Here is a 21,054-nt window from a genome sequence, read left to right as displayed (position 1 = left end):
CTCACCTCAAATTAACCCTATCACTCTTCTGTTAACGCGATATCACGCTGCAATGCCGATACATCAACGATAATTAAACGTAAACGTCAGCGTAGCCTTGATTTTTCCTGCCTTTTTGCAGACCGCTACCGTCTGCGCGCCTGCCAAAGCACATACCAGTGAAAATTTCACCGGCACAGTAGGCGTTTTATCGTTTACGATTGTGCCTTTATTAGCCAGATGAAAAGGTTCACCGTCCTTTAAATCTGGGGACCATTCTGTTCCACTAAACTTCTTCAATTGCACAGTGATGCCCACTGCCATTGAAGCTTCGTTTTTTTCATCTGCTCCTTTATCACGAAACAAGCTCTTATCATTCGTACCAACATGATTTCCGGTAACGGTAATCGTGGGAGTAATACTGTTTCTATTGACCACACTCGTGCAATTTCTCAGCGTAATCTGAGTTTCCCTGTTAACTTTTCCTAATACCAAGTCTGCAAACTGCACTATGCCCAGCTCGATATTATTGCTGTCCACAATGACATCACACGTGCCTTGAGTAATTTCAGCCTTAAATGTGGCCCCGGCAGAATTCGCTGCCCACAAGGGACTAGAAGAGAGCCACAGAACCCCACCCATGCCTAGGTAACTCAGGTATCTCTGTATACGCTGAACCCTTGAGATACCGGCTTTACTGAATTTCACCATCGAAGTTCTCTCCACCGCCGAGATCGTTGATCACCGCCCATTCCACTTTCTTTTTGTTCTGATTGTTCTGAGCGGGATAAACATGGGTGCTGAAAGGCGCCAGCATTTGCGGATGACTGTCAGAAAACTTCACCGGCACCCCATCAACTTTGATCTGGGTAAAGCTGATGTGATAAGGCGAATTGTTACTGACTTGAACGCCACCGGGAGCATGGGTAAAGCGCAGCGCTTTGTATGCCAGCTCTGGTGTACCCACCAACCCCGTTGGCCGATAAAATAGTTTGATCGTATTGCCGATGGCATAGGCCAGCCCACCCGAAATCTTAGCGCTTTCAGAGCGCTGGCCCGGAGCATTACTACCGGGAATGGCAGAAGCATTAAAATAAAAGACGCTCTCCCGGTCAGTCGGCAACTGACGGGTATCACCCAAGATGCGCAACGTATTGGTCCCTTGAGGGTCCAGACGGAATAAAGGAGGCGAGACATAAAATGGTGTTTTACCCTTGCCATCAACGGTGGAGCTGATTTTAGCCGTCACCAAGTAAGGGATATTAGTTGTCGTATTACGCACCGAGACTATTGCTTCAGCTTTATCCTGTAAAAAAACAATGCGTGTAGCGTTGATGCCAAACCCGCCTTCAGCCCAGCTCTGTGACGCAAACAAAAATATGCCCAAGACGAGGCTTTTTACTATGATGTTGGGAAGTCGGAGTTTACTGATCATTATTTTTTCTCTTTTCGCCTCGTTACTCAGCCAATAGCGGTTTATAAAACGCCGTTTCAATCATCCAGAACTTGCAACCTAAAGAAGCCTGAAGAGAGGCTCCTCAGGCTGGTTTATCGAATTAACAATTACTCATATGCTATGGAAAAGTTAAGAGGAGCATGAATCTGCTGAGGAGATGGTTTTTCAGCCACTGACGCCATATAAGCTTTAAAGGTTACAGACTTGTTATTAAGAGCTTCCACTTTAGGATCTTTATCACTTGATGAAGCCAATACGATCTTGCTGTCTTTCTTAAGAAGCTCTTCCGTTGCAGTAGAGGAATCACCAACCTTATAGGTTAATGCAACACCCGCATTTGGAACGAAACCCTGCGTATTACCCTGACCATCACTAAATACATCAGTTGTTGATGCTATCGTAGCCCCTGTCACCAGTAGCTTAAGTGATTTCTTTGCGGCAACAGTCCCATCACAGCCACCGACACCGACAGAAAAAGTTTCATATCCAGGAATAACAAACTTTCCCTCCAATAAGCTATTCGAACCAGCCCCAGGCTTGAAGTCATCCGGCTTATGGTTACCCAAACTCACATCACCATTTTTTACGCCACTGGTAATGTCACATGACACATCCGAAACAGTACCGGTAATGGTCACTTGAGCATTATTTTTCGCATTAGCAACCGAAGCTGCCCCCAAAACCAACGCCGCCACGACGCTTATCTTTAATATCTGTCTTTTCATTTCATTAATCTCGTTTAACTACTTAACTAAAGTCCGATTCAAATTCGTGTATCATGTTTTGACAAACAGAGACATCTAGCTGTACATAAATTTGTCAATTAGGACCATTTTGACAATTGAGATACAAAAATTTTTCTGTGCAAAAACAGAGCAATATAGAGATAACTGTAGTTATTTTGCAAATTTTAAGGATATTTAATTATTTAATCCGAAATTAGTAACAGTAATTTCTTTAAAGTAACGAAGGAAGTGTAATGTTTTTACATATTGGAATAAAAAGAGTGGATTATCGAAATGTTTTTGTGGTAGGATGTTTGGGATTTACAAATATATACAAATCTGTCTCTTTTTTTATTAGAAAACTTTCAGTATAATTTCTAGGCAATTGTATCTCAATTGTCAAAATGGTCCTAATTGTAATTGCTTAACGTTTACCCTTTATACCCCAAACCCCTTGAAATCGTTCAGCATTACTGGCAGTATAGCGCACTGTATGGCGGATGTTTTTATGTCCAAGGTAATCTTGTATCAACCGGGTATCTATTCCCCGGTCTGCAAGAGCAAAACCGCAGGCATGGCGCAACATATGCGGATGCGGATCTACAGAGATATTAGCCAATTGTCCTAATTGGCTAATAATCTGATAAATACGCTGGCGAGTAAGCGGTTTCCCACAACGTGACAAAAACAGCCAATCACTATCAGCGCCCTGAAAAGTTTTGCGCACTTTAAGCCATGCCTTAATCGCCTTAACTTCACGCTGCAACAAAGGATGATTAGTACAAAACCCACCTTTTAATCGCCTGATATATAAGCATTTTTCTTTTAATTCCATGTCAGATAACCGTAAATGCCTGGCTTCGCTAACACGAAAGCCGTGAATATAGCTCATATACACCAGACAGTAATTCCGTTCTGGATTAGGCCCAACTTTTGCCATCTCCAACATGCTTTCTACTTCTGATTGAGTCAGATATTTTCTTTGGCCCATGATTATTTCTCCAAAATATATTGATAGTACAACCCGGCTATATCCCGCTTAGAACACCCTAACTCTGGGGACCCAGACCAGGAACAGGCAGAACCTGAGGATAAAATACACACCAAACCCAAATGATGCATGTTGTCTACCCAGGCTACAGAAGGTTATACAGATATGGGATAAAATTTAAACACCTTTTTTGATTATTTTTTCACCTCAAAAGAATGTTAGTTTACATTTGGTTGACGGGGAGGATTATTCAAAACAGGCTACAAGAACCTGTCGTTACAAATCGTCTTCTCGGTTATAGCAGCTTACTCTCAAGGTATTGATATGATTTTCAATCAGTTACTGGGAAAAATATTCCGTTGATTACGTCAAACCCGTCTGTATTATTATGGATGGTAAATAGGATCAGGCCGTGGTCTGTGAAACATGACGGACGGCCATGCAATCAATGGAGATAAAGAAACCGTATGAAAGGCCAACTGCTTGATGCCATCCCTTTGACTTCCCTGCATGGCGTCGGGGCAAATCAGGCCGCAAAATTAGCAAAAATAGGACTGGTTAATTTGCAGGATCTGCTGCTACATTTCCCGCTGCGTTATGAAGACCAAACACGCCTTTATACGATTAATGATCTTTTACCGGGTATTTCCGCCACCGTCACAGGTGAAATTCTTCGTACCGATGTTGTTGTTAGTCGTCGTCGAACCCTGATCTGCAAAATTAGTGATGGTACCGGTGTGCTCACACTGCGCTTTTTTAACTTTTCTATGGCAATGAAAAGCAATCTCGCGAAAGGGAAACAGGTTGTTGCCTACGGTGAAATCAGAAGAGGCAGTCAAGGCGCCGAAATTATTCATCCTGAGTATAAGATTCAAAATCATACTGGAAATGTGCAGCTTCAGGAGACATTAACACCGATTTACCCCACAACGGAAGGTGTTCGTCAAGCGACGCTGCGTAATCTCATTGATCAAGCACTGAAATTGCTAGATACCTGTGCAATCAATGAACTCCTGCCGGAAGAACTTAGCCGCTCCATCATTAGTCTGCCGCAAGCATTGCATATCTTGCACCGTCCAACGCCAGATATTGCTCTGGCGGATCTGGAAACTGGCAGACATCCAGTTTATCGCCGTCTGGTTCTGGAAGAACTTTTAGCGCATCATTTAAGTATGTTAGCCGTCAGAGCTGGCGTACAACGCTATCACGCTCAGCCATTGCCGATGGAAAACGAGTTAAAACCGCAATTCCTTAATCGCCTGCCATTTTCGCCAACTCATGCGCAACAGCGGGTTGTCTCGGAAATTGAGCAGGATCTGGCAAAAGATGTTCCCATGATGCGACTGATTCAAGGCGATGTAGGTTCAGGAAAAACACTGGTCGCTGCGCTGGCTGCGTTGCGGGTTATTGCTCATGGCAAACAGGTTGCCCTGATGGCGCCGACTGAACTACTGGCAGAACAGCATGCAAATACCTTCCGGCAATGGCTGGAACCTTTGGGGATTCAGATCGGCTGGCTAGCGGGTAAGCAAAAGGGGAAAGCGCGTCAGAAACAACAAGAAGCCATTGCCAGCGGTCAGGTCGCCATGATTGTTGGTACGCATGCCATGTTTCAGGAACAGGTGAAGTTTTCCGGTCTGGCGCTGGTGATTATTGATGAGCAACATCGGTTTGGTGTTCATCAACGTCTGGCTTTGTGGGAAAAAGGACGTGAACAAGGTTTTCATCCTCACCAATTGATTATGACGGCCACCCCGATTCCCCGTACCTTAGCAATGACCGCTTATGCCGATCTCGATACTTCTATTATTGATGAATTGCCACCGGGGAGAACGCCGGTCACAACAGTTGCGATCCCGGATACACGCCGCGAAGAGGTTATCAAACGGATCAAAAATGCCTGTCTTGATGAAAATAGACAAGTCTATTGGGTCTGTACGCTGATTGAGGATTCCGATGTGCTGGAAGCTCAAGCCGCGCAAGCCACCAGTGAAGAGCTGACTCTCGCCTTACCGGAACTGAAAGTTGGGTTAGTGCATGGCCGAATGAAAGCCGCAGAAAAACAGGCAGTGATGGAGGCTTTCAAATGTGGAGAATTACAGCTTCTGGTCGCCACAACGGTTATCGAAGTTGGCGTGGATGTGCCAAATGCCAGTTTGATGGTTATCGATAACCCGGAACGGCTTGGCTTGGCGCAACTACATCAATTACGCGGACGAGTCGGCCGTGGCGCTATTGCCTCCCATTGTGTTTTACTTTACAAAACGCCGCTGAGCAGTACTGCCAGAATACGCCTGCAAGTACTCAGAGACAGTAACGATGGTTTTGTTATCGCGCAAAAAGATCTGGAAATTCGTGGTCCCGGGGAGCTATTAGGAACACGCCAAACTGGAAATGCGGAATTTAAGGTGGCTGATTTGCTAAGAGATCAGGGAATGTTGCCGGAAGTACAGCGTATTGCCCGGCATATTCACCAACGCTATCCTGAACATGCTCGTGCCTTGATTGAACGCTGGTTACCGGAACGGACACATTATAGTCATGCGTGATTGAGAACATATCGGCGCGGGCTTTTCGCTTCTCAACGCTGCCAAAAATATGGATATTTGGTTTTATTCAATAATTAAGATGCTCTGCTACAGGGCTTTCTTTTAATTATTCAGTTTAATTGGCAATATATTATTTCAGAAGGAATTAAAAATCTAATTATAAAGATAAGTAAAATAAAATTCTTATTCTAATCTGCTATTTTTCATTATTTTCTTAAAAAAATTAAATCCAGTACCTCGGATTAATTGATACGACGTTTCACTATCCGAAGTCTTTTACCCGCTAATTGGGGTAACAGGCGGTTCCGATATTTTTCATCAAATTCAGTTATAGTGTATGCGGTATTAGCGCAATGTTATGCTCAAAGGTAAAAATGGTAATAGATGTAAATCTATGATAGGAAATTTTCATCAATGTAATATTGAATTACTAAGTTTAAATAGTAAATGTTTCTATTAACCCAATGAATGTAATTTTAAATATTTTCTTTTCGAAGTATAAAACTTTGATGGAGGTCACACAAATATTAGTTTTGTTTTGGTTTTTTTATCTATACTTAATTTCATTATGGTATACATTAGGGTGTTTTTAAATTAGAGCTAAATAAATCTACGTTGATATAATGGAGAGTTTAATATGATTTATGCTAAAAATATTTCAGATAAGGTGGTTAAAGTTTCAATTAATAAATGGGGTAGTGAAGAAGGTGATGACGAATATGTTGATATTAATCCAGGAGAGGTGGCTCAATGGGGTAGATCAGATGAGCGCGGTTTTTTAATGTCAGTAGCACGCAAAGATAGTGTTACATTGTTGTATTCAATAAGATCAAATGGCTACATAATTATTTATAATAACTCGGTTGAAAATAACGGTAGCCGAATAGATTCTTTATATTCCATACCATCCGTCTAAAAAAATTTTATTATTGCACTAGTTTTCTTAATTTAATTTCAGATCATATATTGTTGAATTAAATGCAAATGTTAATTATTGACATAGTGGAGGATTTATGATTTATGTTAAAAACCTCTCAACTGAACCGGTTAAAGTTTCGGTTAATAAATGTGGAGAGGAAGGCAGAGAGGAATATTTAGCTCTTGATTGTGAAGATGTAAAGGTGTGGGATCTATCCGATACGCATGGTTTTATATTTTCAGTAATACAGCGAGGTATTGAAAAATCATATTCTGCTTCGCAGAACAGTTTTATTATTATTTTTGATGATCATGTACAAGATAGCGGCACTAATATATCTCATTTAGAGAAATAAATGAGAATGTGTCATCTGATTTAATTGAGTGTTAGACCCAATTAGATCACCATCATCAGGAATGGAATCTCCATTCCTGAACTATTTATATTCAATGGTTTGCTACTTTCGCCCGTAATGCTTGTTTTCCTGCTTCACTGATAAAGATATTTCCAGCCTATTTATGATTAATCAGTTGTTTTATCAACTTCCGCTGACAGAATTTCCAGACTGGGTATTTAGAGAGGATGTATATCTTTATGGCTACTCTTATTAATACGCAAACATGTAACTTAAATATATAACGTAATCTTATAATGATTATCTGTAAAGCAAAGAATAAGAATCACCAAGGGTGGCGTAATATATTTTCTGTTTATAAAAAAGTGAGTTATTTTTTTTAGAATTTATATTTCAAACTATTTCGTAAAGTTATTTTCTTTTGATATTTATTTGAAAAGTGGTTTTGGTAATAACAGGGCGGGAGAGCTAACATTTCAAATTAAATAAACGATAGGCTGAACCGAGGTATTATGGCTCAGCCTTGTTTTTCGTGTTTTTTAGTAATTCATAATGACAATGGATTAATCATCATATTCACTGTGTACTATATTATCGCCACCAACATCCCAGGCTAATCTTTCTCCATTCGCCCGCAGGACTGAGAATGAACTTCCTGATGCGCTCAAGCTGACTATATCTTGTAATCGGGCTATCCCGGGTGGAACGCTGATACCACCCCCGCCATTGTCCCCCCAGGAAACCACACTGCGGTCTGCCCGTAGGACAGCAAAGGCATAAGTTGCTGCTTTCAGACTGGCGACATCCTTTAATGCGGCAATTTCGGGAGGGATTTCACCGCCTCGAAGATTATCCCCCCAAGCGACTACGCTACGATTTGCCCGCAAAGCCGCGAAAGCATAGCCTGTTGCACTTAGACTGACAATACTGCAATTGAGCAATTTCTGGCGGGATTTGCCCGCCATAGTCCGAAAGTACCCAAAAGTCATCTTGGTTGGCGGTTGGCTATTTTGATTACTGGTAGCTCCATACACTTTTAGCCATAATGGCTATTCGAGCCATTTTTAGACGGTAGGTGATGTATGGAAATTATTCCCGCACAACTAGCTAAGAACCAGTTTGGTGATCTGCTTAGGAAAGTTCAGCGTGAACCTGTGGAAATTACTAAGCATGGAAAGCGCGTGGCCGTGGTTATCTCTCCTGAAGAGTATGATCAGTTCGCACAGCTCAAGTTACAGAATTTAAAAGCCGTTCTGGCTGAATCTATTGCACAAGCTGATCGTGGCGAATTGCATAGTATTGATGATGTATTTGCACCGTTGACGGTTGATGAACTTGAGGGTAAGGCTTAAGGATGAGTGTCCGGTTTACTAAGAAAGCCAGAGAGCATATTCGTGCAATCAAACTCTATTCTATGCGCCGATGGAGGGCGAATGTCGCGGAAGCTTATTCAACTTCGTTACGTGTGACTATGACGGAAATTCTTGATCGTCACCCATCCCCCGGCCGTGATCGCAGTGACGATCTTTATTTTGGTGTGCTGAGTTTCCCCGTAGAGAGCCACATTATTTACTACCGGGAAGTTCCGACTGGTATTGAAGTGTTGGCGGTGTTGCATCAGACGCAAGATCCACATAACCATCTATAATGAAGAGCATAAAACATGGGATACTTTATTTAATTCGCAATAAAATAAGCAGTTAAACTTTTTTATCAGATGTTTGAGTGAATTACCCGAGCGCCGTTTTCCTCAGAAACCTGAGTTGTCGAACTATTTCATCCGGTTCTCACCGGACACATACCCCACAGATTTTATGCTCTCTGTACGCTATGCAGCTCAGCACATGGCCGCCTACCAAACCCTGACTTTCTCACCAGAATCCCGGCTGGAGGTCAGGAAGAGTTGTTTAGCAGGACGAGGGAAAGTCAAAAAAATCCCGCGATTTTCATCGGGGGATTTGTATAGGAAAGACAACAGATATCGGGGATTATCTCGTTAAACCTGACAAACAAGAGCTGTATCAAGGCAATTTCGTTGATAATCATCCCAAAAACCTGGGGGATGAGCCTCAATATCGCTTTGTAACAGCATTGGTTTTTGCCATTTAAATTGTTTGAACCCTGCCTTTTGGATCGCTGCTTGATATTGTTCACGACTCCAACGATACATAGTGAAAGGGCTAGGTGGTGTGGTAAGAAATTCAGCTTTCAGGAGAGTGGTGTCTTTCACCGGCTCTTCACTCAGAATTTTTATACAATAATTCTCATAATTCCCTTTCTCTAATCGATAATCAGGTTCAAAGGTATACGCAATTAGTTTACCGGAAGGCTTGAGATGAGCAGCAATGACACGGAACATAGTTTCAAGGTCTTCAATAGATTCTGCATGGCAAAATAACCAAGCTGCATTAACTATGTCAAACTTGCCAAATGACTCCATCTTGCAGACATCTCTTACGTGAAATTCGATATCGTCACCGTATTGTTGTGATTTGCTTTTCGCAATCGCTATCATGTTATCTGATATATCAACTCCAATGACTTTTGACGCACCACGATTTTTGTATTCTCGACTAAAGAGGCCATATCCACAGGCTAAATCTAACACTGATTTCCCGTGTATATCTCCTGCCAGATTGAAGATAGTTCTGATTTCTACTTTGATATGGTCAGTAGCATCTGAAAAGCTCTCGTAAAGATGTGCAATAGGGCCATATAAAGTGTTATCTTTCATGTTTTTTTATCCTTAGCTAAAGGCCAAAATACTTTATGTATCGAAGAGATATATTACTTAGTATGAATTAATAATTACTGAAAATTTTTCTCTTATTATAAATAAGATTCCAAAATAGTACCACATCTTACATCACTCACGATTCCATATATAACAATTGGTTAGCAAAATAACGCATAGCAAAATCATGAAACGTTATCTATATTAATACGTTAGTGATGAATTAGATATGATTTTTTAATATTGGTTAATTTTCGGATAAATATAAGGAGGAAAATAAATATAAAATACCTATGATGTGTTTTGTGGAAACTATTATTCTTATAATAATTATGTCGTATCATCAATTGTTGAAATTAGAATAATCTCAGCGTTAAACAATAGAAAAATGACAATGACCCGTCGTTATGCCTTTATATGGACTCCCCTGAACGATCAACGGATTTTATACGGGTATATCAAACAATACTGCACCAGCTATTCAGTTGGTGCAGTATCTTGCTAATTTACTCTACACCGCCGGGAATACCGGCAACAGCAGATAGAGTTTAATCACAATCGCATTAACGATATCGATAAAGAACGCGCCAACCATCGGCACCACCAGAAACGCCACATGGGATGGTCCAAAGCGATCGGTAATCGCCTGCATGTTCGCAATGGCGGTAGGTGTCGCCCCTAAACCGAAACCACAGTGACCCGCCGCCAGCACCGCAGCATCATAGTTTTTACCCATCACCCGATAAGTGACAAAAATCGCATACAACGCCATGACGATGGCCTGGATAGTGAGAATGACCAGCATGGGTAATGCCAGCGATGCCATCTGCCACAATTTCAGGCTCATTAGCGCCATTGCCAGAAACAGGGAAAGGCTTACGTTACCCAGTACAGAAACCGCTCGGTCAAAGACTCGGTAAAAACCTAACACCGACAGACTGTTACTGAGGATAACTCCGATAAACAGCACACAAACGAATGTCGGTAATTCAAACCATGTACCTTGCAGAAGTTCAGATACAAAATTACCTGCCATTAGACAGATAGCAATCAATGCGATCGTTTCCAGCATGACCAACGCAGTGATCATCCGCCCAGTATAAGGTTTTTCAAATGCTGTTGGCACTTCGGTATCATCTGACCTCAAGCCTGGGGTTTTGGTATTTCTCACCAGAAAACGAGCAACCGGGCCACCAATCAAGCCACCCAGTACTAAACCGAAAGTCGCACAAGCCATTGCTACTTCTGTTGCATTTTCAAAACCATAACGCTCACTAAACAGTTTACCCCAAGCGGCACCGGTACCATGACCACCAGATAGGGTAACAGAACCCGCCAGTAAGCCCATTAATGGGTCCAGACCTAACAGTTCAGCCAGGGCGATACCCACCGTGTTCTGAACCAGCAACAAGCCAACAACGACGAAGACAAATGTGAGCAAGACCTTACCACCCGCTTTCAGGCTGGCAAGATTGGCATTCAAGCCGATAGTGGCAAAGAAAGTTAGCATCAAAGGGTCTTTAAGAGACAAATCAAAGCTGATTTCCCAACCTATTGTTTGTTTAACAGCTAAAAGAATCAGAGCAACTAACAGGCCACCGGCGACCGGCTCAGGAATGGTGTATTTTTCAAGAAATGGGACTGATTGTACAAGTTTGCGCCCAAGTAATAGTACTAATGCGGACGCCACAAGCGTGCCATAAACATCAAGATGATACATCTATGTACCCCAGCTATATTGTTAAAATTATGTAAGTTATTACGACGTTATACTCATCCTTTAGAAAACGCCAAAAGCAGGCAACGCTGGATTAGAAAAAAAATCTGCAACAAACACAAGTTAAAACATATAAAAATGTGACCAAAGCGAATCATGGCAACGAACAGAATTTTTACGCAAACGATTGCCTTTACACCATTGATCATTAAAATGCGTTCTTTGTCAGTCCGGAATTTCACACCATGCTCACCTCATCCCCTGAACAGGCTGAAACAATACCCCCGAAAAAACCAGCTAGTGAATTGATTTATCCGGTGCGCCGTAAAACCCCGCTCTTCGGAGGGTGTGAAGATTATCGCGCTATCTTTAGCGGTTGGTATGGGCGTTGCTCAACAACCGCTAATTTTACAGTTCACTCCTGATTGGCTGAAAACTTTACTCTCTTCCGGTATTGCTGCCGGTGGTCTGACAGCCATCACTCTTAATCTGGTATTTCCTCAGGAGAAATAATCTTCCTATAAATCTGATATCGGGTTACACATAATCAACTCATCACGCACGTATATTTCATCATCATCGCGCGTGATGATGATTTATCTCCTAGCGGTTGGAAGGCCAAACAAAATCATTACCAACCCAACCATCAAGATCGTATTCACTCATACACTGCTCAGCAAACCCTTTCAATTGATCCACTAAGCCCGTGGCTTGAGAAGCCAATAACACATCGACCCTGATAGCTTCATGGTTGCCGGAATAATTGCGCTCGTATAATTCATGCCTGCCAGCGAATTCCGTACCGATAGAGTCCCAAATCAGTTTCATGAGCTTGACTCGCTCAACTGCACTATAACCATTGGAGCCACGCATGTATTTATCAAGATAAGGAGACAATTCCGGGTTGGAAAAATCGCGGGCATGAGAGTTAATATAAATCAAGGCACTGCCCAGATCCTGTTCAATAATTTCTTTTACCCGCGGGTAACCCAACGTCATAAACCAACGATAAGCTATCCCATATTCGTACCGAGGCAATAAGGCATCTCCACGCCAAGGCTCCGGAGATTTAATCATCGCATCACTGAGCGCCCAAAACATATTACGCCATGACAATACTTCACCAACCCGTGCTTGCACGCCACGAAAATCCTTCGTACCCGTAGCTTCAACACCCTTAATAAGCAATCCAGAAAGAAAATCAAGTTTAACCGCCAATCGAGTCACACCATGCAACATAGCCCGATGAAAATAACCCGATTCAGCAAAAAATAACGAAACTTTATCCACATCTCCATAGATAAATATGTTTTCCCAAGGAACCTTCACTTTATCCAGAATCATTATCGTATCGTTCTCATCAAATCGGGACGAGAGCGGATAATCAAAAGGACTGCCCATTTTATCAGCTGCCATTGCGTAAGAAGGACGACAAATTAATTTCACTCCCGGGGTATTCATCGGCAAGGTAAAGACCAACGCAAATTCCCGTTTCTTTATTGGTAAACCGTAATGACCAATAAAGTTGTAGTGACTAATCGCCGATCCTGTGGCAACAACTTTAGCGCCGCTGACAATTAATCCATCATCACATTCTTTTTCAACATGAATACAAATATCCCCAATTTCATCAGGTGATAAATGACGATCTATTGGCGGATTAATAATCGAGTGATTCCAGTAAAACACGCTCTCCTGCGAACGGATATACCAGTTTTTTGCATTATCAGCAAAATCACCATAAATTTCCGGTTTTACGCCGAGCGAGGTAAGAAACGAAGCCTTATAATCAGGGCTTCTACCCAACCAGCCATAACTCATGCGAGCCCACGCGGCAATAGCATCACGATCAGCAATTAAATCTTGCTGTGAGCGCGGTATACGGAAAAAAGGATGTGTTACACCACAACTCCCCGTATCTGTCGCCGTGGTCAGTACGTCACGATAAGCAGGATCGTGCAAAGCGTCGTAGAGTTTCGCAACAGCTCGGGCCGGATTTTGAAAAGCAGGATGGTTGACAACATCGTGAATACGTTCACCATAAGCCCAGACTTCCCGACCATCATTTAGCCCATCCAGAAATTCCTTTCCATTAAGTGGGCGGGTTGTGCGGATATTACCTTCATCCGACGATTTTTGTTTCATATTTTCTGACATAGAAGATTCCTTACATTATTTATTTACCAGAAGATGGGTGAAAATAAACTATGCAGTGTTATTTCAAGCATCAATCAAATTGAGAAAGGAATAGAAAGGAATGACGAAAAAAATACCATTATTCCATTTACAACCATCCACTAATACATTAATTCATTCAGATGTCATTGGCTATATTGTCATGCAATAAAATATAGATTTAATAATTATATTAATCACACAATATAATTATTAACAAATTAATACAAACATGCCAAGTCATTAATAAACACTTAGCACAAAAAACAAAAATACAATTAATCAAAGACTAATCCCAGAAGTTTATTTTAATAGAATAAAACGATAACGAATAATTGATTATTTCCCTCATTTCATATCCTGAAATTATTATAAATAACAACTAATATATACCCTATGGATTTCAAGTTGCATCGCGACGGCAAGGGAATGAATCCCCGGGAGCATAGATAACTATATGACCGGGGTGAGTGAGTGCAGCCATGAAGGATGACGGGTATAGTGACTTATTGGTATTTCTATTGTTAAATTATACAAATGTTACAAATAATAATTTCTCCTCGCTCATAACTTTTATTCACCATCTCTTGAGTGAACACAAAAATTACGGCATAAAAGGAAGCTATAAGCCGATTAAATTGGAGTCTGATGATGAGATGGTTAGGAAAATCGCTGGTTACTCTGTTATTACTGGTAATACTGGCAGTAATCACTGTTTATGTCGTGATGCAAACAAATTGGGGAACACATCAGCTTAGTCAATGGTTGAGTCATCACAGCCGTTATCGGGTTCAAATAGGCAATATCGAACATAACTGGTCACAACCGGGCACCCTGGCATTTTCCAATATTGTCATTAGCAATCAGCAACAGACTTTCATTTTAGCAGCTCAAGTTGTCGCATTCGATTTCAACTGGCAGCAACTTACTTCCCCGCGTCATTTTCATCGTCTGTTATTGCAACAGGGCCAATTAACAATCAAAGGCCAGCAACAATCCTTGCCTTTTAGCGCCAACATTCTACAACTTAATCAGATGGCTATTCAGTCAGAAAATGCAAGCTGGCAAATTCAAGGGCAAAACATCACTGGCGGTATCACCCCCTGGAACCCACAATCAAATACGTTGGCAGGGAATGGGGAATTTCAATTCAGCGCTGATAAACTGAATTTCAATGATATTTCTCTCGAAAAAGTCATTATACGAGGAGATAACCAGCAAAATACCCTCACTCTCCGTTCATTTGGTGCAACATTGGCACAGGGTGCGGTATCAGGCAATGGGCAACGTCTGCCTGATGGTAGCTGGCAATGGGATAATTTGCTTATTAGCAATATTCGTTGGCAAACGCCAATGACACTTGAAGCATTATTGCTAAAAGCAAGCAAATTACCCGCAGTCAGCATCAAAGATCTAAGCCTGACTAATGCCAAGCTGGAAGGTAAAAACTGGTCTGCTAACTATTTGGATATCTCAGTAAAAAATGTCGGTTTGGCTAACGGCAACTGGCAGGCAAAAGAGGGCATTATTGATTTCAACGTTATGGATACTACGCTAAATGATCTTCATTTCACCGATGTTATTGGTCACCTTCTTCTTACAGGCAATGAACTCACTATTTCCAATCTCACTTCCCGTTGGGAAAAGGGATTATTCCACGTCAAAGGGCAATGGAATCACCAAACAAAACAATTCAACATCACCAATGCAACGGTTGCCGGTTTAACTTATACCTTGCCACAAAACTGGCATCAGTTGCTGAAAAAATCATTGCCTAAATGGATATCCGGATTTTCCATTAACGAGCTGACAATTAGCAACAGCTTGTTAATTGATATTAACCCCGATTTTCCATTCCAACTTACTGCCCTCAGTGGTTATATCTATGACATGGAATTACTGAAAGAAGGGAAATGGGGAATCTGGCGTGGTTCTTCAAATCTAAATGCCACCAGCGCAACATTTAACAAAGTTGAATTACGTCGCCCTTACCTTAAATTACATACAGAGGGAAATAAACTGATCCTCGACCAATTAGATGCCTCTGTTGATGATGGATTACTAAAAGTGAAAGGTACAGTAGATCAACAGGTACAGAAGCCATTTACTTTAGATTTCCGGGGAATAGATGCAGATTTAGCGATTTTGCCTCAATGGCGGTGGGTGCCGTTGAAATTACAGGGTAAAGGCAATTTCACGCTGTTAATACAGGGAGATCTTGCTGCTGATGATATTAAAAGTACTATCGATGGTTCATTGACTGCCACGGATAAACAATCAGGCAGCGAAACTCAAGTCATTAATAAGGGGCAAATATCCACACCAAACTGTGAAACTTGTCCGGTTGTTAAGCTATAGTAACGAATATTCGGGTACCTATGTGCCCGACTCAACCTTATAATAGTTATTTTCTATTTCAATCCATTAATAAAATCTCCGATCAGTATCAGCCGAAAAACCACACTAATATCGATGACATTAAAAACGCAATTAAATTTCACCAATGAAGTTGTAACAAGGTACAAAAAATGACGTGTATACTGCCTGAAGCCATTGAAAACAAACTGCAAAATTATGACCGTATTGTTGTCGGCGGCATCATCAGAGACCAAAATAGCCATATTCTGTTCTTACAACGAGCGCCTGATGAATCCCCGCCTAATCTCTGGGAAATTCCTTCCGGCGGTGTAGAAAAAGGAGAAAATCTATTACAAGCACTATCTCGTGAAATAACTATCTCGTGAAATAGAAGAAGAGACCGGACTGCTTCTTGATAATGTTATTGGTTTTCTCAGCGCGGTGGAATATTCTATTAAGCAGACTCTATGCCTTCAAGTAAATTTTAATGTCATATGCACAGGTGAAGTTAAGCTTTCTCCTGAACACACTCAATATATATGGAGCAATATAGCCAATTTCCGCACTAAACTTGATGATTTTATGCTGCGTGTACTCAACGAAGCTTAATTTTATAAAAACGACTCTTATTATTGCTACTGATGATATGAAAAATCCCCAGTGGCATATTTAATGCCACTGAGAAATCTAAGCGATAGCCGTATAAGCATTTGGCAATACCATATAGGTACCCGTAAATACCGCACCGATTCCCTGATCACCGCTAACAATCACATCCAATTTCACTCTCGCTTTACTGCCTTGTGCCAAACGAGCCAAATCGCCGCTCATATTTTTAAGATCGGCAACAGATTTTGGCCTGCCAACAACCGGTTTTTTGTAACGGATATCGGCATCAGCCAGAATGATATCACCACCTAGTTGACGTTCCTGTAACAACAGCCAGATCAATCCCCAACCGGTCAGGGTTGCCAGAGAAAACAGACTGCCAGCAAAGATAGTTTGGTGAGGATTTTGATTACCGGCTTCCGGCATGGTGGTAATAAAGCTCTGACCGGTATATTGAGAAATTCGTACCCCCATTTTTTCACTGAGGGGAATATGTTTGTACCAAGCCTGTTGCAGTTCGTTGCACCAATCTGGCCGGTGAAGAATATCATCAAGTGTTGCAACCGGCTTTATCATCAGAAAATGGCGAATGGGTGTCGTTTGTGGGCTAGCAATTAGCCCACGGTTTTCAAACCCCAATTTACTGAAAAACTCCACCGCATGTTCACGAGCACTGCATACTACCCGTTTAACACCCTCCTGACGGGCAACAGATTCCAAAGCCATTGCGATTAATTTTCCTAACCCTCTACCTTGCATGTTGGGATGCACTGCCAGAAAGCGGATTGCCCCTTCACTATCCGCATTGATATATAAACGCCCTACCGCCACCGGGTTCCCTTTCTCATCCACAACCATCTGATGATGAGCCATCGTGTCGTAACCATCTTTCTCAGAGCCTACAGGCTGATGCAATGGCTTACGCAACATTTCCCAACGAAATCGATAATATGCTTCCAGTTCTTGTTCTGTTTCAGGTACTCGCAGATGATACATAGAAACTGCCCCTTTCTTTTGCTCATGATGTTAATCGGGGATGGTTGCGTTCTACTGGCTATTTTTGGTTGCTAGACCTGCAACCAGAAAGTGACTGGCCCATCGTTTGTCAGGCTGACTTTCATATCGGCCGCAAACCGCCCGATTTCTGTTTTTACACCACTTTGGCGGCATAGTTCAACAAAATAGCGATATAATTCGTCGGCCTTATCTGGGGCGGCACCACCGGAAAAACTGGGTCGCATGCCCTTTTGAGTATCGGCAGCCAGTGTAAACTGGGAGACAACTAACAAACTGCCTCCGATTTGTTGGACGTTCAAGTTCATTTTGTCCTGTTCATCACTGAATATCCGATACCCTATCACCTTCTCACACAACCGTTTTGCTTTCTGTTGATCATCTCCTTTCTCAACACCTAGCAACACCAGCAGGCCGTGACCAATTTCCCCAACCACTTCGTTCTTAACAACAACATTTGCCTGTGTTACCCGCTGGATTAACGCGATCATATTTTTCCTTTACTCAAATAATAGCATCAGCACACTATCCTTTGTTATCCGTTCAATCCCTCATTTTGTTCAGAAAAACCGCTTGCCTCGAAATAATCTGGCACTGTCTGCCTATTAACAACATGAACGCTATTGATCCCTAACGCACTGGCTGCTTCCACATTTTCCAGCACATCGTCAAAAAACACCGTCTGATCCGGTGAAAAACCTTCTGTCTCAAGCACATATTTGAAAATATCCGGTTCAGGTTTACGCATTGCCAAATCCTGCGACAAATAGAGGTAATCAGCGGATGCTGCAATTTCAGGATAATTATGTGGCCAGTAATCCAGGTGCAAACGGTTTGTGTTGGATAACACCACAACCCGGTGTCCCTCCTCACGTAATTTCTTCATTATCTGAATGACTTCAGGTCGAATATTAATAAAGATAGCATGCCATCCAGCAGCAAACTGCTCAAAACTGAGTGAAATATTCATTTCCTGACATAAAGTATCAGCGAATTCCAGATCAGTAATTTGACCACGCTCATGTTTTTCAAACGTTTCTCCCATAGAGAAACTTTTAGTCAAAGTCGCAAGAGGTGTCCCGCTCAAATTACTCCATACCGCTAAAACTCTTTTAAAATCAATCTCAATAATCACATTACCCATATCGAAGATATATAACATAATTACCCCCTGGCTAATTAATAACTTTTTACTTTAATCGTATTTTCAATGAGAAAACAGTACGGACAAGTAAAAAGCGAATTACTTCACGGTATTTTTCTTACGAAACGATAAAGTAGCATCCAGATTAAAAAAGTCGAGTAAGGTGTTATAGTTATGTTGTGGTTCCTCCTCTGTATCGGCCTTCTTCTGGCTGGATATTTCATATATGGCAAGATTGTCGAAAAGATATTCACTATTCGACCAGAAAGAAAAACCCCTGCTCTTTCTATGGCTGATGGTGTTGATTACGTTGCTATGTCCACCCCAAAAGTTTGGTTAATTCAGTTACTAAATATTGCCGGCGTTGGTCCTATTTTCGGCCCAATTCTTGGCGCCCTCTATGGCCCGCTTGCCATGCTGTGGATTGTATTCGGCTGTATCTTTGCCGGTGCAGTACACGATTACTTCTCCGGTATGCTCAGTGTGCGTGCCAGCGGTGCATCCGTGCCCGTTATCGTTGGTAACGAACTGGGCAAAACCATGAAGCATTTCATGAACATATTTGCTGTTATTCTGCTGATGCTAGTTGGAGTCGTCTTTGTTTTGAGTCCAGCCGGCTTACTGAATAACTTGCTGAAAGAGGCAATGGGTTGGGATAACATTGCTATCTGGGTCGGTGTTATCTTTGCTTACTATATTCTCGCAACGCTGGTGCCTATTGATAAAATCATCGGTCGCCTTTACCCACTGTTTGGTGCATTGCTGCTGTTTATGTCTGTTGCGCTGATGGTCGGTTTAGCGATGAGCGATAAGCCTTTCTATTCACAAGGATTGGATTTCACCACTAACTTTAACCCGAAAGATCTGCCTGTCTGGCCATTGCTGTTTGTCACGATTGCTTGTGGCGCTATTTCAGGTTTCCACGCCACTCAATCTCCGCTGATGGCACGTTGTATGCGGAATGAAAAAAATGGCCGTTTCGTTTTCTACGGCGCAATGATTGGTGAAGGTATTATCGCGCTAATCTGGTGTACATTGGGCCTGAGCTTCTATGAAGATACTAACGCATTACAGGCCGTGATTGATCAAGGTACGGCCTCTCTGGTTGTTCACGAAGTGTCCACGTCTCTGTTAGGTACTGTCGGCGGTATTCTGGCAATCCTCGGTGTGGTGATTTTGCCAATTACTTCTGGCGATACTGCATTCCGTTCTGCCCGGCTTATTATTGCTGAATTCCTGAATATCCCTCAGCAACAAATGACCAAACGTCTGTTATTAAGTGTGCCAATGTTTATTGTCGGTTATCTGATTACCAAAACCGATTTCAATATCATCTGGCGTTATTTCGGTTGGGCGAACCAAACCACAGCAATGGTCATGTTATGGGCTGCTTCCGCATGGCTGCTGCGCCGTAATAAATTCCATTGGATTACCACCCTACCAGCCATGTTTATGACCGCGGTGTGCTTCACCTATCTGGCATTTGCACCAGAAGGTTTTGCGCTAAACTGGAATATCTCTGTTGTTATCGGCCTGGCAGCAATGGCGGTTGTCACAATTGCTTTCTTTGCAAAAGTCCGCTCTCAATTAGCTTCCGATAATATAAAAGCCAAAGCATTAAATGAGTAAAAACCCAAGAAGAGATTAAATATCACAACAGCCCCTCACGATAAAAAGTTGAGGGGTTTTAATTGCCCGTGATAAAAAACATTTATTCCTCCTGAAAATATCAGACGAGATATCACATGGATATTGATAATTTAAGCGTTACAGCCAGAACAATGAGTGTCTACATATTGCAAGTTATGCCAGAAGCACACGGCTCATTATCGTGACAAACAATGAAAAAGAATTCATCTGGGTAGAGGATTAATTGTAGAAAATTGGATAGATTAGGCCATTTAAAAGCAAACCTACGAATAGTCGTTAAATTGGGAAGTTTCCAGACAAAGATACGATTTGTCGTTTTTAATCGTTTTCTGCTTAACTATTAAATAAAAAACAACTCATTGAAACTCTCGCCAAATGATAATCACGCTAATCCTGCTGAATGGTGGCAAACATAAACAAGATTGACTACAATTGTTATTCGCAGCACACTACGTATAGTGTGTTAAATCATACACCATTCGAATACTAAAACTTTGCTTTAATAAATGTAGGTTTGTACGTTTTCAAATGCGATACCAAAGAGAACGACACCCATTAATGGCACCAAAGCTCTTCTTTTAATGGACAACTTGTCTTTGGATAATTGATCGCTTGTATCGAAGTAAACGATCCTAAACTGAGTTCGATAAATTCCCTACCCTGAAGAAAGCAATCTACT

Annotated in this window: 19 protein-coding genes and 1 pseudogene; 9 read left to right on the top strand and 11 right to left on the bottom strand. The window is 41.7% G+C overall.

Annotated elements, in window-relative coordinates; genetic code table 11:
• Window positions 1-63: 63 nt before the first annotated feature.
• From LG003_RS09440 to LG003_RS09425, 4 genes are all read right to left on the bottom strand, one after another.
• Window positions 64-690 carry a fimbrial protein gene (locus LG003_RS09440; RefSeq protein WP_262980594.1) on the bottom strand — a complete coding sequence of 209 codons (627 nt, stop codon included), beginning with the start codon at window positions 688-690 and terminating at the stop codon, window positions 64-66.
• Window positions 674-1,354 carry a fimbrial biogenesis chaperone gene (locus LG003_RS09435; protein WP_240000845.1) on the bottom strand — a complete coding sequence of 227 codons (681 nt, stop codon included), beginning with the start codon at window positions 1,352-1,354 and terminating at the stop codon, window positions 674-676. Before LG003_RS09435 ends, LG003_RS09440 begins: the two co-directional genes overlap by 17 nt.
• A gap of 188 nt (window positions 1,355-1,542) precedes the next feature.
• A complete protein-coding gene (locus LG003_RS09430) occupies window positions 1,543-2,160 on the bottom strand; it encodes a fimbrial protein (protein ID WP_146747917.1) in 618 nt (205 codons plus the stop codon).
• Window positions 2,161-2,584: 424 nt separating this feature from the next.
• Window positions 2,585-3,151, bottom strand: coding sequence for a tyrosine-type DNA invertase (locus LG003_RS09425; RefSeq protein WP_049584031.1), 567 nt, complete (start codon window positions 3,149-3,151; stop codon window positions 2,585-2,587).
• 467 nt (window positions 3,152-3,618) lie between these two features.
• Here LG003_RS09425 and recG point away from each other — a divergent pair, with 467 nt between their 5' ends.
• From recG to LG003_RS09410, 3 genes are all read left to right on the top strand, one after another.
• Window positions 3,619-5,700, top strand: a complete 2,082-nt coding sequence (recG, locus tag LG003_RS09420; RefSeq protein ID WP_262980593.1) for an ATP-dependent DNA helicase RecG — start codon at window positions 3,619-3,621, stop codon at window positions 5,698-5,700.
• 637 nt (window positions 5,701-6,337) lie between these two features.
• On the top strand, window positions 6,338-6,616 hold the full coding sequence (locus tag LG003_RS09415) for a hypothetical protein (protein WP_112878910.1): 279 nt from the start codon (window positions 6,338-6,340) through the stop codon (window positions 6,614-6,616).
• A 97-nt stretch (window positions 6,617-6,713) separates the two neighbouring features.
• A complete protein-coding gene (locus LG003_RS09410; protein ID WP_112878911.1) occupies window positions 6,714-6,974 on the top strand; it encodes a hypothetical protein in 261 nt (86 codons plus the stop codon).
• 563 nt (window positions 6,975-7,537) lie between these two features.
• Here the strand turns inward: LG003_RS09410 and LG003_RS09405 are convergent.
• Complete coding sequence (locus LG003_RS09405; RefSeq protein WP_112878912.1) at window positions 7,538-7,939, bottom strand: hypothetical protein; 402 nt, start codon at window positions 7,937-7,939, stop codon at window positions 7,538-7,540.
• A 117-nt stretch (window positions 7,940-8,056) separates the two neighbouring features.
• On the opposite strand from LG003_RS09405, the gene LG003_RS09400 reads away from it, so the two are divergent.
• Together LG003_RS09400 and LG003_RS09395 are read left to right on the top strand one after the other, a co-directional pair.
• The gene (locus LG003_RS09400; protein WP_112878913.1) at window positions 8,057-8,326 is read left to right on the top strand and encodes a type II toxin-antitoxin system Phd/YefM family antitoxin; all 270 of its coding nucleotides are present in this window, start codon (window positions 8,057-8,059) and stop codon (window positions 8,324-8,326) included.
• Window positions 8,327-8,328: 2 nt separating this feature from the next.
• Window positions 8,329-8,622 (top strand): type II toxin-antitoxin system RelE/ParE family toxin, encoded by a 294-nt coding sequence (locus LG003_RS09395; RefSeq protein WP_112878914.1) that lies wholly within the window; start codon window positions 8,329-8,331, stop codon window positions 8,620-8,622.
• A gap of 348 nt (window positions 8,623-8,970) precedes the next feature.
• On the opposite strand, the gene LG003_RS09390 is transcribed toward LG003_RS09395, so the two are convergent.
• Together LG003_RS09390 and gltS are read right to left on the bottom strand one after the other, a co-directional pair.
• Window positions 8,971-9,708, bottom strand: a complete 738-nt coding sequence (locus tag LG003_RS09390) for a class I SAM-dependent DNA methyltransferase (RefSeq protein WP_262980592.1) — start codon at window positions 9,706-9,708, stop codon at window positions 8,971-8,973.
• Window positions 9,709-10,219: 511 nt separating this feature from the next.
• Window positions 10,220-11,428, bottom strand: a complete 1,209-nt coding sequence (gltS, locus tag LG003_RS09385) for a sodium/glutamate symporter (RefSeq protein WP_262980591.1) — start codon at window positions 11,426-11,428, stop codon at window positions 10,220-10,222.
• A 348-nt stretch (window positions 11,429-11,776) separates the two neighbouring features.
• Here gltS and LG003_RS09380 point away from each other — a divergent pair.
• Window positions 11,777-11,938: pseudogene (locus LG003_RS09380) on the top strand (xanthine permease XanP); the annotation flags it as partial.
• 90 nt (window positions 11,939-12,028) lie between these two features.
• Here LG003_RS09380 and LG003_RS09375 read toward each other — a convergent pair.
• A complete protein-coding gene (locus LG003_RS09375; protein ID WP_112878917.1) occupies window positions 12,029-13,582 on the bottom strand; it encodes a 4-hydroxyphenylacetate 3-hydroxylase family protein in 1,554 nt (517 codons plus the stop codon).
• A gap of 666 nt (window positions 13,583-14,248) precedes the next feature.
• On the opposite strand from LG003_RS09375, the gene LG003_RS09370 reads away from it, so the two are divergent.
• Together LG003_RS09370 and LG003_RS09365 are read left to right on the top strand one after the other, a co-directional pair.
• Window positions 14,249-15,958: an AsmA family protein gene (locus LG003_RS09370; protein WP_262980590.1), complete on the top strand. Its 1,710-nt coding sequence runs from the start codon at window positions 14,249-14,251 to the stop codon at window positions 15,956-15,958.
• A gap of 170 nt (window positions 15,959-16,128) precedes the next feature.
• Entirely contained in the window at window positions 16,129-16,344 is a 216-nt protein-coding gene (locus LG003_RS09365) for an NUDIX hydrolase (RefSeq protein ID WP_240000847.1), read from the top strand.
• Window positions 16,345-16,645: 301 nt separating this feature from the next.
• Here the strand turns inward: LG003_RS09365 and fabY are convergent, their stop codons facing one another.
• From fabY to yihX, 3 genes are all read right to left on the bottom strand, one after another.
• On the bottom strand, window positions 16,646-17,563 hold the full coding sequence (fabY, locus tag LG003_RS09360) for a fatty acid biosynthesis protein FabY (protein WP_112878919.1): 918 nt from the start codon (window positions 17,561-17,563) through the stop codon (window positions 16,646-16,648).
• A 71-nt stretch (window positions 17,564-17,634) separates the two neighbouring features.
• Window positions 17,635-18,072 (bottom strand): D-aminoacyl-tRNA deacylase, encoded by a 438-nt coding sequence (gene dtd / locus LG003_RS09355; RefSeq protein ID WP_112878920.1) that lies wholly within the window; start codon window positions 18,070-18,072, stop codon window positions 17,635-17,637.
• Between the two features lie 44 nt (window positions 18,073-18,116).
• Window positions 18,117-18,743, bottom strand: coding sequence for a glucose-1-phosphatase (yihX, locus tag LG003_RS09350; RefSeq protein WP_262980589.1), 627 nt, complete (start codon window positions 18,741-18,743; stop codon window positions 18,117-18,119).
• Between the two features lie 156 nt (window positions 18,744-18,899).
• On the opposite strand from yihX, the gene LG003_RS09345 reads away from it, so the two are divergent.
• A complete protein-coding gene (locus tag LG003_RS09345; protein WP_262980588.1) occupies window positions 18,900-20,354 on the top strand; it encodes a carbon starvation CstA family protein in 1,455 nt (484 codons plus the stop codon).
• Window positions 20,355-21,054: the final 700 nt, after the last annotated feature.

It is taken from the genome of Photorhabdus kleinii, from assembly GCF_025384885.1.
In the GTDB taxonomy this organism is placed as follows: Bacteria; Pseudomonadota; Gammaproteobacteria; order Enterobacterales; family Enterobacteriaceae; genus Photorhabdus; species Photorhabdus kayaii.
The sequence above is the reverse complement of the archived record's forward strand: the minus strand, read 5'-3'. Positions and strand labels throughout refer to the sequence as shown.

What these genes read in the sequence shown, in the direction of transcription:
- LG003_RS09440 (WP_262980594.1), bottom strand. Translation starts at nt 690, where the DNA reads ATGGTGAAATTCAGTAAAGCCGGTATCTCAAGGGTTCAGCGTATACAG.
- LG003_RS09430 (WP_146747917.1), bottom strand. Translation starts at nt 2,160, where the DNA reads ATGAAAAGACAGATATTAAAGATAAGCGTCGTGGCGGCGTTGGTTTTG.
- LG003_RS09425 (WP_049584031.1), bottom strand. Translation starts at nt 3,151, where the DNA reads ATGGGCCAAAGAAAATATCTGACTCAATCAGAAGTAGAAAGCATGTTG.
- recG (WP_262980593.1), top strand. Translation starts at nt 3,619, where the DNA reads ATGAAAGGCCAACTGCTTGATGCCATCCCTTTGACTTCCCTGCATGGC.
- LG003_RS09415 (WP_112878910.1), top strand. Translation starts at nt 6,338, where the DNA reads ATGATTTATGCTAAAAATATTTCAGATAAGGTGGTTAAAGTTTCAATT.
- LG003_RS09410 (WP_112878911.1), top strand. Translation starts at nt 6,714, where the DNA reads ATGATTTATGTTAAAAACCTCTCAACTGAACCGGTTAAAGTTTCGGTT.
- LG003_RS09405 (WP_112878912.1), bottom strand. Translation starts at nt 7,939, where the DNA reads ATGGCGGGCAAATCCCGCCAGAAATTGCTCAATTGCAGTATTGTCAGT.
- LG003_RS09400 (WP_112878913.1), top strand. Translation starts at nt 8,057, where the DNA reads ATGGAAATTATTCCCGCACAACTAGCTAAGAACCAGTTTGGTGATCTG.
- LG003_RS09395 (WP_112878914.1), top strand. Translation starts at nt 8,329, where the DNA reads ATGAGTGTCCGGTTTACTAAGAAAGCCAGAGAGCATATTCGTGCAATC.
- LG003_RS09390 (WP_262980592.1), bottom strand. Translation starts at nt 9,708, where the DNA reads ATGAAAGATAACACTTTATATGGCCCTATTGCACATCTTTACGAGAGC.
- gltS (WP_262980591.1), bottom strand. Translation starts at nt 11,428, where the DNA reads ATGTATCATCTTGATGTTTATGGCACGCTTGTGGCGTCCGCATTAGTA.
- LG003_RS09375 (WP_112878917.1), bottom strand. Translation starts at nt 13,582, where the DNA reads ATGTCAGAAAATATGAAACAAAAATCGTCGGATGAAGGTAATATCCGC.
- LG003_RS09370 (WP_262980590.1), top strand. Translation starts at nt 14,249, where the DNA reads ATGATGAGATGGTTAGGAAAATCGCTGGTTACTCTGTTATTACTGGTA.
- LG003_RS09365 (WP_240000847.1), top strand. Translation starts at nt 16,129, where the DNA reads ATGACGTGTATACTGCCTGAAGCCATTGAAAACAAACTGCAAAATTAT.
- fabY (WP_112878919.1), bottom strand. Translation starts at nt 17,563, where the DNA reads ATGTATCATCTGCGAGTACCTGAAACAGAACAAGAACTGGAAGCATAT.
- dtd (WP_112878920.1), bottom strand. Translation starts at nt 18,072, where the DNA reads ATGATCGCGTTAATCCAGCGGGTAACACAGGCAAATGTTGTTGTTAAG.
- yihX (WP_262980589.1), bottom strand. Translation starts at nt 18,743, where the DNA reads ATGTTATATATCTTCGATATGGGTAATGTGATTATTGAGATTGATTTT.
- LG003_RS09345 (WP_262980588.1), top strand. Translation starts at nt 18,900, where the DNA reads ATGTTGTGGTTCCTCCTCTGTATCGGCCTTCTTCTGGCTGGATATTTC.